Below are 12,261 nucleotides of genomic sequence, written 5' to 3' on the forward strand. Positions count from 1 at the left end.
TCACGGGGCCGTCCGGGACGGCTCCCCAAAGCCCCCCGTGCACGACGCGCACGTGATGGCCGGACGTGGTGCACTGGAATCACGGGAGGTGCAGCATGTCAGGTCGCGCAGGCAAGACCCGCAATATCTTTCTGGTGTGGCTGATCTGGCCGCTGATCACGCTGGGCATCTACCACCTGGTCTGGTACTACAAAGTGAATCGCGAGGCCCGGGAATTCGATTCACGCATCGAGGTCAATCCGGCGCTGGCGGTGCTGGCCGTCACGGTCGGCTGGCTGGTGATCGTTCCGCCCTTCGTTTCGGTCTACAACACCGGTCTGCGCATTGCGCGCATGCAGCAGTCGGCCGGGATGGAACGGAGCTGCAATCCCTGGATCGGCTTCATCCTCTACATCGTGGCCGTGCTGTTCCCGCTCTACTACCAGCACGAGCTGAACCAGATCTGGGCTCGGTACCAGAACGCTGAAGAGGGCGAGCAGGTGCCGCTCGCGGCCTGACGAGAGGGTTCGTCAACTGCCCTTCGCGCAGGCGTGGCCGTTCACCTCGAAGTCGTACGGCGGGGAGTTCTTGCCGTGCCAGGAGGCGAGGAAGCCGAAGGCCAGGTCGCCGCCCGCGGGGACCGACTTGTTGTAGTCGGCGGCGGTGGCGGTGACGCGGGAGCCGTCCTGGGAGACGGAGGCGTCCCACATCTGGCCGACCTTCTGGCCGTCCCGGAAGGACCAGGCGACGCGCCAGGAGTCGAGGGCCTCGGCGCTGGTGACGGTGACGGTGGCCTGGAAGCCGTCGGGCCACTGGTTGACCAGGTCGTACTCGACCCGGCAGACGGGGTCCCCGCTCTCGTCGGGTTCGGTGCGCTCGGTGGACGAGGAGGTGCCCTGCGGTTCGGTGTGGCGGTTCCTGCCCTCCGGCTTGCCGGACTTCTCCGGCTGCTTCGTGCCCTGGGTGGTCCGGTCGGCCGGCTTGGAGGTGGCGGGCGGCAGGGACGGGGCGGACGGCAGGGGCGGAGCGGGGTCGGCCACCGGCTGGCGGTCGGCGCCACCGGATGCGCCGAGGTCGTCGCCTCCGCCGCCGAAGGGCATCAGGGAGACGCCGAGAGCCAGCACGGAGACCAGGACCGCCGCGACGAGGAGGCCGTTGCGGGCGACGCGTGCCTTCTGCTCGCCGTCCTCCGGTTCACCGGCCGCCTTGTCCGCCGAGCCGGGGCGTCCCGCAGCGAGCCGCACCTCTGCGGCGCGGCGGCGGCGCTCCAGATAGGCGAGGCCGCCCCAGCCGATCACTCCGCCGGCCAGCGCCCCGGGCAGGGCGCCGCCGTGCAGGCGCAGGCAGGCGGCGGCCTCGGCGCACTGCACGCAGGTGGCGAGGTGCCGTGAGAGGTCGCCGGGGGTCTCGGCCGCGGAGGAGCGGGTGACGGCGTCCAGCAGCCGGGCGTAGCTGCGGCACCGAGCGTCCATCGGCGTGTCGAGGTGGTTGCGGTGGCAGCGGTCCCGGAACAGGGTGCGCACCTGCTGGAGTTCCTCGGCGGCGCCGTCCGGGTCGAGGCCCAGGCGGCGGGCGACCACGGACAGCGGCAGCGCCTCCACCTCGGTGAACCACAGCAGTTCCGCGTCCGCCTGCTGCAGATCGCGCAGGCCGCGCAGCGCGAGCGGGCGCTGCAGGGGCGGGCCGGAGTATCGGGCGGCTTTGTCCGAGTTGAGCCACAGGCGCAGGTCGGGGTCGAGTTTGTGGCCCTGCCCCTCCTCCTCCCAGGCCGCTGCCGTGGTGCGTACGGAGGTCAGCAGCAGAGGTATGCGGGGCAGCCGGGCCGGGCGGCGGGCGGTGCCGCGGACCGCGCCGGTCTCGGCGGCGCGGGCCTCGCGTATGCCGTGTGCGAACGCCTCGCGGCCGAGCTGTGCGGCGGCCGTGGAACCGGAGGTGCACAGGTCCGCGTACGCGAGGACCGCGTCCCAGCACTCGGAGAACAGCGCGGCCTCGGTGGCGTCCTGAGGGGTCGGCAGGTCGGGCATGAGTCTCCTGCATCCACAAGCGAGGTCAACTCACCACATCGGCATTGGAGTTGGGGGGAACCTCGCGGCAGGGGGAGAGCTTTTCACGCCTCCCACACAACTGACAAGCGCCCTGTTCAGATATCACGACAGGACGGCCGCACCCCATGACTCCACGCTCAAGGTGTCATACGGGTGCGGCCGCCCGGCGACTCAATGCCGTGCCGTGAAAAGGCACGACGTCATCGAACTGTTATCAGACGGCGGTGGGTTCGTCGGCCGGGAGGCTGTCCATGAAGGAGCTCACCGAGAAGACCGCGTTGCCGGCGCCGGGCGGGCCGTAGCCGGGGGGCGAGGAGAGACCGAAGTCCTCCATGGTCTGCCGGTAGGCCTGGAGCAGACGGATGTGGTACTCCAGCGGCGCGCCCTGCGGGTTGGCCTTGCCGAGCGGCGTCGTGGGCTCCGGGCACCAGGTGGTGAAGCGGGGCGTGATGCCGTGCGACATGAAGAAGCGCAGGCCCTCGGTGGTGGAGTCGATCGCCTCGTCGACCGTCTTGAAGCCGAACGGCTCCGCCATCTCGACGCCCGCGACGAAGTTGGGGATCACGTTGCGCGCCCCGAACACCTCCGCCGAGTCCAGGATCCGCTTGTGCCACACGTCCCGGCCGACGTACCGCTCCTTGCCCGGGCAGTACATCTTGAACAGGTACTCGTCCCACACCTCGTAGTTGGGGTGGTAGATCTGCACGCCGTAGTCCTTGAACCGCTGGACGTCGTCGCGCGGGAGGGCCTGGGCGACGACCTTGCCGATCCAGCGGCCCGGGAAGTGCTCCTCGATGGCCTTGGCGTACCGCCCGTAGAAGTCCGCCTCGTCCAGGCCCTGGACCTTCGACGTGATCGCTCCACCGGTGAGCGTGTACGCGGTGGACACCTTCGCGGTGTCGTACCTGTTGATGATCTCGAGCGCCTCGAGGACCTCGTCGACGTCCTTCACACCCGTGTACGGGCGGCCCGCCGCCTTGTGCTGGCGCCAGTTGTGGTTGATGTCGCAGTACTGGCACTCCTCCTTGGCACCGAAGTACTGGCACACGCGGAACGCGGTCAGGTAGATCAGGTAACCCCACTGGATGGTCGGGGCGACCTCCATGACCGACTTCCCGTTGGCGAGGGTGTGCCGGTAGTACTCGGGCATCGGTGGCACACCGACGTCTGAGATCCGCTTGCCGTCGAGGTAGAGGCCGAGCACGCCGTCGTCGTTCGCGGCGACGCGGTACGGCGAGGACGGGTTCACCCGGACCGAGACGACGGTGCGGCGCAGGTCGTAGGGGCCGCCGGTGAGGATGATCTCCTCGGGCGGCCGGCGCAGCGCCGCCTCGCCCAGCTCGGGCAGGGTGCCGTGGTCGAAGGAGAAGATGAAGTACGACTTCGGCTTGACCTCGCCGCCCTCGTTGTCGCTGAGCGCGGACGGGTCGAAGGCGACGCCGCCGCGGAGCAGGTCCTCCTTGAAGACGGCTTCCCGCGGCACGTGCGGGAACCGCTCCATCAGATCCTCGACCAGCGCGGTACGGCTGCCCATCCCGTGTCTCCTCCCGGTTCGGACGTACGACTCCTCACGGTATGCCCATGGGTGTGCGGGGCGGGTACCGGGTCCCCCCGAGTCTGGAGAATGCCCCGTTCGTGATGTTTTGCCAGGGTGATGTCAGGCTTCGCGCGCCAGCGCCGCCCAGTCGACGGCGTACGCCGGCTCCGCCCCGGCCAGCAGCCGCTCCGCCTCCTCGGCGACGGTCAGGCCGAGCCGCGCCAGCTCGTTGCCCTGCGAGCCCGCGAGGTGCGGCGTGACGAACGCGCCGGGGAGGTCGTAGAGGGGGGAGTCGGCGGGGAGCGGCTCCGGGTCGGTGACGTCGAGGATGGCGGTGAGGCGCCCGGCACGCAGTTCCTCCACCAGGGCGTCGTGGTCGACGAGCGCGCCGCGCGCGGTGTTGATCAGCACCGCGCCGTCGGGCATCAGGGCCAGCTCGCGGCGGCCGATCATGTGGTGCGTCTCGGGGGTCTCGGGGGCGTGGACGGTGACGATGCCGGACGTGCGCAGCAGTTCGTCCAGGGGCAGCAGGGGGACGCCGAGCGCCGCGGCCTGCCGTTCGTCGACGTACGGGTCGGTGAGGACCGGCCGCAGATCGAAGGGGCGCAGCAGTTCGAGGACGCGGCGGCCGATGCGGGAGGCGCCGATGACGCCGACCCGGCGGCCGTAGTTGCCGATGCCGGGGATCACGCCCCAGCCGGCGGAGGCGCGGGCCGTGCGCATCCGGTCGCGGGCGGCGAGGACGTCCTTTCCGGCGAGCAGGATCATGGCGAGGGTGTACTCGGCGACCGGCAGCGCGTTGGCGACGGCCGCCGAGGAGACGGTGATGCCGCGCTCCCGGACACCGGGGCCGGCGAAGGACTTCACGGATCCGGCCGAGTGCAGCACCGCCCGCAGCCGGGGAGCCGCGGCGAGGACCGTCTCGTCGAGCCGGGGGCAGCCCCAGCCGGTCACCAGGATCTCGGTCCGGGCCAGCACATCGAGGACGCGCGGGTCGGTGAAGTCCTGCGCCACGAGGTCCGGATCGATCTCCACGGACGTGCGCAGCCGTGCCAGCACCTCGGGCGGGAAGACCTGCGGCACGTTCTCGGCGGCCATGGCGAACAGTGCCTGGGGGCGCTGGCTCAAGGAGGGGACCTTCCGGCTCGGCGGTACACGGAGAGCAGAACGTAGAAACCGCTCTCTACAACCTCTCCACGGTAGGCCCAGCCGGGCGGCAGCGGCAATGGACACCGGGCCGGGGTAGGTTCCGGCCCGGGGACTTCCCGGTCCCCGCTGCCTCGGGGAAGGACGACGCCATGAACGGGACCGTGACCAACTGGGCGGGCAACATCACCTACGCGGCCAAGGAACTGCACCGGCCCGGGTCGCTCGCCGTGCTGCGGGCGCTCGTCGCGGACGGCGACCGGGTGCGGGTGCTGGGCAGCGGGCACTCGTTCAACGAGATCGCCGAACCGGGCCCCGAGGGCGTCCTGCTGTCGCTGTCCGGTCTGCCCCCGGAGGTGGACGTCGACACGGCAGCCCGCACGGTCCGGGTCGGCGGCGGCGTGCGCTACGCGGAACTGGCCCGGCGGGTGCACGGGCAGGGGCTCGCGCTGCACAACATGGCGTCCCTGCCGCACATCTCGGTGGCCGGTTCGGTCGCGACCGGTACCCACGGCTCCGGGGTGCTCAACGGGCCGCTCTCGGTGTCCGTGCGCGAGGTGGAGCTGGTCACGGCCGACGGCTCGGCGCTGACCATCGGCCGGGGCGAGGAGCGGTTCGGCGGGGCCGTCACGTCACTCGGCGCGCTGGGGGTCGTCACCGCGCTCACCCTGGACCTGGAGCCGGCCTACGAGGTCGAGCAGCACGTGTTCACCGAACTGCCGCTGGAGGGCCTGGACTCCGGGGCGTTCGAGACGGTGATGGCCACGGGGTACAGCGTCAGTCTGTTCACCGACTGGCGGGAGCCGGGCTTCCGGCAGGTGTGGCTCAAGCGGCGCACCGACCAGCCGCTGCCCGCCTTCCCCTGGGCCGCTCCGGCCACGGAGAAGATGCACCCGGTGCCGGGCATGCCCGCGGTCAACTGCACCGAGCAGTTCGGCGTGCCGGGGCCGTGGCACCAGCGACTTCCGCACTTCCGGGCCGAGTTCGTCCCGAGCAGCGGGGCGGAACTCCAGTCGGAGTACCTGCTGCCGCGCGGGCACGCGGTGGAGATGCTGCACGCTCTCGACGCGATCCGGGAGACCGTCGCCCCGGTCCTGCAGACGTGCGAGGTGCGTACGGTCGCCGGTGACGACCAGTGGCTCAGCCCCTCCCACGGCCGGGACACCGTCGCGGCGCACTTCACGTGGGTCGAGGACACGCAGGCGGTACTGCCGGTGGTACGCCGGGTCGAGCAGGCACTGGCGCCCTTCGGGGCCCGTCCGCACTGGGGCAAGGTCTTCACCCTGCCCGCCTCCGCCCTGGGCGGGCTGTATCCGAGGCTCGGCGACTTCCGGGCGCTGACGCAGGAGCTGGACCCGCGGGGGAAGTTCGCCAACACCTTCGTGCGAGGCGTGCTGGACCGGACGGAAGCGTAGGCGCACACAGGGAGCGGGGGCTGCCTGCACCGGCGGGGGCTGCCCGCACCGAAGGCGGGGGGCGCCTGCGTGCTGCGGCCCGTCGGGTCAGGTCGCCGTGCGCGGGCCCCTCCCGGTCACGGAGGTAGTGGCGCGGTCGGCCTCGTCCTTGACGAGCAGGGACATCAGGGAGGCCACGGTCAGACCCGCCTCGGCCGGGTGGCGCAGCACCTTGCCGGGATCGATGCGGTACGTGTTGGTCCTTCCCTCCCGAGTGTGGGAGAGGTATCCGTCCTGCTCCAGGTCGGCGATGATCTTCTGTACGGCCCGCTCGGTGAGCCGGCAGTGGGCCGCGATGTCCCGGATACGAGCACTGTGGTTGTCGGCAATGGCGGCCAGCACGCGGGCATGGTTGGTGAAGAAGGTCCATCCGGTGTGTGGCTCGGGCACTCCATCCATGCCGCAACTCTAACGACAGAACATTCACGCACTCAAATACATGTACTTCATTTCGTGTATCGATTGACGGGTGTGGGGTAGAGGGGCAACGCTGGAAGCGGAGGCAAGGCGAACAGAACGAGGGAGAACCGGGCCATGCCGGAGCCTGCGTACGCTGCGTGGTCTCACACACCGGAGAAGGCCGCACCCACACCGGTCGACCGTGCGCCGGCGGCGATCCCGCCCTGCATGGCGACCATGGACGTCGTCCCGGACGGTGACCGCATGACCGTGACGGTGTGGGGCGAACTCGACCTGGGCAGCCGACGGTTGCTCCCCGAGCTGTACGACATGCTCACCCTGTCCGGCACCGGCATCGACCTGCGCCTGGACGCGGTCGGGTTCTGCGACTGCTCCGGTCTCAACGCGCTGCTGGATCTGCGTACCCGCGCGGTCGACGAGGGCAAGACGGTCACCGTACGGTCCTGCGGCATCGCGGTCGAGCGCGTGCTCGACCTGACCGGCATGCGGGAGCTGTTCGCGGACTCCGGCAGGCCGGAAGGCGCCGCACCCCCGGCCGCGCCGGCCCAGGACCCGCCGGAGGAGGACGGCCGGGGCCTCCGCGCCGAAGTCACCCAGCTGCGCCGCGCCATGCAGACCCGGCCCACCATCGACCTGGCCCGCGGCATCCTGATGGCCTCCTTCGGCCTGAGCCCCGAGGAGGCCTGGAGCGTCCTGGTCAGGACCTCCCAGAACACCAACACCAAGCTGCACCACCTGGCCCAGGATGTGGTGGGCACCGCGGGCGGCAGGACGCTGCCGGAACAGGTGCAGCAACAGCTGGCCGCCGCGGTCGCCGGCGCGAACCGCTCGGGCGAGGCGGCGGCGCGCCCCGCGGGCCTGTCCGCCGAGGACGGGGACCGCACCACCGGGGGCTGACACACCCGTACTGAGGCATCATGGGCAGGCCACCACCGGCCAGTACCCACCCTCAGCAGGCGGGCACTTTATAAAGCCCCTTTCCAAACCCCTTGTCGAAAGTCCCGGCAGACCATAGCCTGGCGCCGCGCCGGTGCTGACGTCGACCCGGCCCGGCCGGTCTGGGAAGGAATGGGGCACCCCGGTGAAGCGCACATCACGTGACATCCGCACCGCGAACCGCTACGAGGTGCTGCGCCAGATCATCGCGGAGTCACCCACGTCCCGGCAGGAGCTGGCGGCCGCCACCGGCCTCAGCCTCGCCACGGTCGCCACCCTCGTCGGCGAGCTGCTCGACCTCCGCATGATCACCGAGGTCGGCTTCGAGGACTCGGCGGGTGGCCGCCCCCGGGGCCTGGTCGCCGTCAACAGCTCGGGCGGCGCACTGATCGGCGTCGACATCGCCGAGACGTACGTCCACGTCGAGCTGTTCGACCTCGGGCTGAACGTGCTGGCCCGCGCCGAGGAGGACGTCCGGCCCAGCGAGAGCCTGCCCGAGCAGGTGGTGGCCCATGTGGCCACCGCCGTCGGCTCGGTGGTCACCCAGGCCGGCATCGAGGGCGCCCGGGTGCTCGGGGTCGGCGTGAGCGTGCCGGGGCAGGTGGACCGCGCGACCGGCACCTCGGAGTACGCGCCCAACTGGGACTGGCACGACGTACCGCTCCTCGAGCTGCTCACCGAGCACATCGCCTACCCCCTTTACCTGGACAACCCGCTGCGCGCCAGCGCGGTCGCCGAGCTGTGGTTCGGTGCCGCGCGCGGGCACGGGAACGCCGTGGTGGTGAACCTCGGCACCGGCGTGGGCGCCGGTCTCGTCCTGGGCGGCGGACTGCACCGCGGGGTCAGCAACAGCGCCGGCGAGTGGGGCCACACCACGATGGTGCTGGACGGACGCCTGTGCCGGTGCGGCGACCACGGCTGTGTGGAGGCGTACGTCGGCGCGCGCGGCATCATGCTGAACCTGCGCGAACTCAGCCCCGACAGCCCGCTGCTGCATGCCGAGGACCAGACGGCGACCATCGACGCCCTGGCCCGCGGGGTCGCGGCGGACGACCCCGTGGCACGCCGGGTCGTCCACGAGACCGCCCGCTACCTGGGCGCCGGCGTCGCGGACCTGGTCAACCTGTTCAACCCCGAGATCGTCGTGCTGAGCAGCTGGGTCGCCCGCACCCTGGGCGAGCCGCTGCTGCACGAGGTGCGCGAGGCCGTGACCCGGCACGCGCTGCCACGGCCGCTGGCCGCCACCGAAGTCGTCCTCTCCCCGATCCCCACCGACCCGGTGTGCCTGGGCGCGGCCACGTTCGCGCTCGAAGGCGCCCTCCAGACCGTCGGGCAGAAGAACGGCAAACGCGCCGCCCCCGTGAGGAGCCGTACCACCACACCTTCGTAGCGGCGGAACCAACTCCTCCGCACCCTCCACGCGTTCGAAATCGCGAACCGGACACAACGCTTCGCACAGACTTCGTCCAACCCCTTGCCGAAGCCTTAGCCGAAGCTCTAGCGTCCCGCACCGCACCTCTCTTTGAGCCATCTGGCGCGAGCCTCCGGGCCGTGAGCCATCAGGCAGTGAGCCGCAGAGCCGCAGCCGCACTCGAGACAAGGACGTCAGCATGTCGGCATCGAGCAACATGAACTGGGACCGCCGAAACGTACTGCGGGCCGCGATGGGCCTGGCCGCCGCCGGCGGACTCGCCGCGTGCGGCAGCAACACCGGCCGGAGCGGCGGCGGGTCGGGCGACGGCCTGGTCCAGTACTTCCACGCATACGGCGAGGCCGGTGTCGAGCAGGCCGTGAAGCGGTACGCGAAGGACTACAAGGACGCCAACGTCACCACGCAGTGGATCACCGGCAACAACTACGAGCAGAAGCTCTTCGCCGCGCTGCTCACCAAGAACGCGCCGGACGTCTTCGAGTTCCACCCGCAGATCCAGCTCGTCAAGAGCGGCCAGGTGGCGGACCTGACCGACATCATCGAGCCGGTCAAGGACGACTTCAACCAGGCCGACATCAAGTCGCACACGGTCGACGGCAAGATATACGGCGTCCGGATGATCGACGACCCGCAGTTCCTCTTCTACCGGCCCTCGCTGTTCAAGAAGGCCGGAGTCGAGGTGCCGACCACGCTGGAAGAGCTGATCGAGGCCGCCGACAAGCTGACCACCAGCAAGGTCAAGGGCATCTTCCTCGGCAACGACCTGACCTCGATCGACCGCCCGCTGATCTGGTCGGCCGGCGCCGACACGCTCACCGCGGACAACAAGCCCGCCTTCAACACCGACGCCGTCGCCGAGGGTCTCAAGCAGCTGCGTGGCCTGTTCACCAGCGGCAACCTGCTTCTCGACGCCCCCGCCGACTCGTGGGATCCCTCGGCCTTCATCCAGGGCCTGACGGCGATCCAGTGGTGCGGCATGTGGGCCATGCCGGCCATGCAGAAGGCGCTCGGCGACGACATCGGCATCTTCCCCTTCCCGAAGGTCGGTTCGGCCGGCAAGCAGTCCGTCTACAACGGCGGCTGGTCGATGTTCGTCAACGCCAAGAGCAAGAACGTCGAGGCGGCCAAGGAATACGTGAAGTGGCTGTGGATCGACCAGAAGAAGCACCAGGAGGACTTCGCCACCTCCTACGGCTTCCACATCCCGCCGCGCACCTCGCTCGCCCAGTCCGCGAGCAAGCTGAAGTCCGGCCTGCCTGCCGAGGGCGTCAAGCTCTTCAACGAGTTCGGCCACTTCGACAACATCGGCTGGACCCAGGCCATGATCGCCGCCTTCTGGGACGTGATCGCCAACACCATCCGCAAGGACGGTGACCCGAAGGCCCAGCTCGACGCCTGTGAGAAGAAGGTCAACGCCGAACTCAAGAAGCTCTTCGGATAGACCACCGGACGGATCTCGACATGTCGACCACCACCACGCGCGGGGTCGCCCAGCCCGCCCCGGCCAAGGTCTCCCAGCCTCGGCCGCGGCGGGGCCTGAGGGCGAGCAGCACCTTCAACTTCTGGCTCTTCACCGGGCCGTTCCTGATCGGCCTGGTGATCTTCGTCTTCGTGCCGATCGGCTGGAGCATCTGGCTCAGCTTCTTCGAGGCGCGCTTCACCGTCACGCCGAGCGAGTTCGTCGGCTTCGACAACTACAAGCAGATCCTGACGGACACGAACTTCCGGAACTCGCTGGTCACGTTCACCGTGTTCGCCGCGTTCATCGTGCCCGCCACCTGGGCCCTCTCGCTGGGTCTGGCGCTGCTGGTCAACCGGCTGCGGTTCATGCGGGCGTTCTTCCGGTCGGTGTTCTTCCTGCCGACCGCGGTCAGCTACGTCGCCGCCGCGCTGATCTGGAAGATGTCCATCTTCAACGGCGTCCGCTTCGGTCTGGCCAACACCGTCCTCGGCTGGTTCGGCGTCGACAACATCGCCTGGCTGGCCAACCCGGACCCGCCCTGGTACTGGCTGGTCATCGTGACCGTCCGCCTCTGGCTGCAGTCGGGCTTCTACATGATCCTGTTCATCGCGGCGCTCCAGAACATCCCGCGGGAGCTGTACGAGGCCGCCTCGATCGACGGTGCCAAGCCGGGCTGGCAGACCTTCCGGCACATCACGCTGCCGCAGCTGCGGGCCACGTCCACCGCGGTGATCCTGCTGCTGCTGGTCGCTGCCTACCAGGCCTTCGACGAGTTCTTCAACCTGCTCGGCAAGGCCACCTGGGGCCAGCCGCCGCTGGTCGAGCTCTACAAGATGGCCCTCGGCCAGAACCAGAACTACGGCGCGGGCAGCGCGGGCGCGGTCGTGCTGACCCTGCTCATCTGCGTCGTCACACTGCTCCAGGGCAAGATCATGGGCTTCGGAAGGGGTGAGGAGTCCAAGTGACCACCACGGCACCCGACATCGGCAAGGCGGCGAAGCCGGCCAAGGCCAAGCGCGGCGGCGGCGTCATGGGCAGCACCGGTCTGTACATCGCGACCGGTATCGCCGCCCTGCTCTTCCTGATCCCCTTCTATCTGATCGTCCGCAACGCGCTGATGACGGACCCGGAGATCACGGGCGAGACCTGGAAGTGGTTCCCCACGTCCATCCAGTGGGGCAACATCACCGAGCCGTTCGACGACGTCACCGTCGACTTCGCGCAGTCCCTGTGGAACTCCGTGGTCGTCGCCGTCCTCCACACGGCGGGAATCCTGCTGATCTGCTCGATGGCCGGGTACGGACTGGCCCGGATCCCGTACAAGCACGCCAACAAGGTGTTCTACGCCGTCCTGGTGACCCTGATGGTTCCCACGGCCGTCACCTTCGTGCCGAGCTTCGTGCTGGTCTCGTCCCTCGGCTGGGTCGACAGTTACCGGGGTCTGATCATCCCGGGCCTCTTCAGTGGTTTCACGTGCTTCCTCTTCCGGCAGTACTTCCTGGGGTTCCCGAAGGAGCTCGAGGAGGCGGCGCGGGTGGACGGGCTCGGCTACTGGGGCGCGTACTGGCGGATCGTCGTACCCAACTCGCTGAACTTCTTCGCGGCCATCGCCACGATCACCTTCATCAACGGCTGGAACGCCTTCCTGTGGCCCCTGGTCATCGGACAGGATCCGAGTGCCTGGACAGTCCAGGTGGCGCTGTCGTCGTATATGACGAACCAGACCGTCAACTACCACCTGATCTTCATGGCCACGGCCATCTCGATCCTGCCCCTGATCTTCGTCTTCCTCTTCCTCCAGCGCTGGCTGGTGCAGGGGATCGCACAGACCGGCATCAAGGGCTGAGCTA

The 12,261-nt window shown here is 69.5% G+C and carries 11 protein-coding genes; 7 read left to right on the forward strand and 4 right to left on the reverse strand.

All coding sequences use genetic code 11. The annotated features are described in order from the left end of the window. Positions 1–95 precede the first annotated feature (95 nt). Positions 96–497: a DUF4234 domain-containing protein gene (locus tag BJ965_RS07530; RefSeq protein WP_184907958.1), complete on the forward strand. Its 402-nt coding sequence runs from the start codon at positions 96–98 to the stop codon at positions 495–497. A gap of 12 nt (positions 498–509) precedes the next feature. Here BJ965_RS07530 and BJ965_RS07535 read toward each other — a convergent pair whose 3' ends face one another. The 3 genes from BJ965_RS07535 to BJ965_RS07545 form a co-directional block, all read right to left on the reverse strand. Then, positions 510–2,003 carry a cellulose-binding domain-containing protein gene (locus BJ965_RS07535; RefSeq protein ID WP_184907959.1) on the reverse strand — a complete coding sequence of 498 codons (1,494 nt, stop codon included), beginning with the start codon at positions 2,001–2,003 and terminating at the stop codon, positions 510–512. A 235-nt stretch (positions 2,004–2,238) separates the two neighbouring features. Continuing rightward, the gene (locus tag BJ965_RS07540) at positions 2,239–3,558 is read right to left on the reverse strand and encodes a radical SAM protein (RefSeq protein ID WP_030839182.1); all 1,320 of its coding nucleotides are present in this window, start codon (positions 3,556–3,558) and stop codon (positions 2,239–2,241) included. Positions 3,559–3,681: 123 nt separating this feature from the next. Further along, the gene (locus BJ965_RS07545; RefSeq protein WP_184907960.1) at positions 3,682–4,689 is read right to left on the reverse strand and encodes a hydroxyacid dehydrogenase; all 1,008 of its coding nucleotides are present in this window, start codon (positions 4,687–4,689) and stop codon (positions 3,682–3,684) included. A 170-nt stretch (positions 4,690–4,859) separates the two neighbouring features. Between BJ965_RS07545 and BJ965_RS07550 the strand changes: the two genes are divergently transcribed. After that, complete coding sequence (locus tag BJ965_RS07550) at positions 4,860–6,122, forward strand: D-arabinono-1,4-lactone oxidase (protein ID WP_184907961.1); 1,263 nt, start codon at positions 4,860–4,862, stop codon at positions 6,120–6,122. An 87-nt stretch (positions 6,123–6,209) separates the two neighbouring features. Here BJ965_RS07550 and BJ965_RS07555 read toward each other — a convergent pair whose 3' ends face one another. Next, on the reverse strand, positions 6,210–6,560 hold the full coding sequence (locus BJ965_RS07555) for a helix-turn-helix transcriptional regulator (RefSeq protein ID WP_184907962.1): 351 nt from the start codon (positions 6,558–6,560) through the stop codon (positions 6,210–6,212). A gap of 228 nt (positions 6,561–6,788) precedes the next feature. On the opposite strand from BJ965_RS07555, the gene BJ965_RS07560 reads away from it, so the two are divergent. The 5 genes from BJ965_RS07560 (at position 6,789) to BJ965_RS07580 (ending at position 12,257) form a co-directional block, all read left to right on the forward strand. After that, positions 6,789–7,478, forward strand: a complete 690-nt coding sequence (locus BJ965_RS07560) for an ANTAR domain-containing protein (RefSeq protein WP_246545859.1) — start codon at positions 6,789–6,791, stop codon at positions 7,476–7,478. A 184-nt stretch (positions 7,479–7,662) separates the two neighbouring features. Continuing rightward, positions 7,663–8,907, forward strand: coding sequence for an ROK family transcriptional regulator (locus BJ965_RS07565; protein ID WP_184907964.1), 1,245 nt, complete (start codon positions 7,663–7,665; stop codon positions 8,905–8,907). A 220-nt stretch (positions 8,908–9,127) separates the two neighbouring features. Then, a complete protein-coding gene (locus BJ965_RS07570; RefSeq protein ID WP_184907965.1) occupies positions 9,128–10,390 on the forward strand; it encodes an ABC transporter substrate-binding protein in 1,263 nt (420 codons plus the stop codon). A gap of 20 nt (positions 10,391–10,410) precedes the next feature. Further along, a complete protein-coding gene (locus BJ965_RS07575; RefSeq protein WP_030839162.1) occupies positions 10,411–11,376 on the forward strand; it encodes a carbohydrate ABC transporter permease in 966 nt (321 codons plus the stop codon). Beyond that, a complete protein-coding gene (locus BJ965_RS07580) occupies positions 11,373–12,257 on the forward strand; it encodes a carbohydrate ABC transporter permease (protein WP_184907966.1) in 885 nt (294 codons plus the stop codon). Before BJ965_RS07575 ends, BJ965_RS07580 begins: the two co-directional genes overlap by 4 nt. The last annotated feature ends 4 nt before the right edge of the window (positions 12,258–12,261 follow it).

The sequence above is a fragment of the Streptomyces luteogriseus genome, assembly GCF_014205055.1.
GTDB lineage: Bacteria > Actinomycetota > Actinomycetes > Streptomycetales > Streptomycetaceae > Streptomyces > Streptomyces luteogriseus.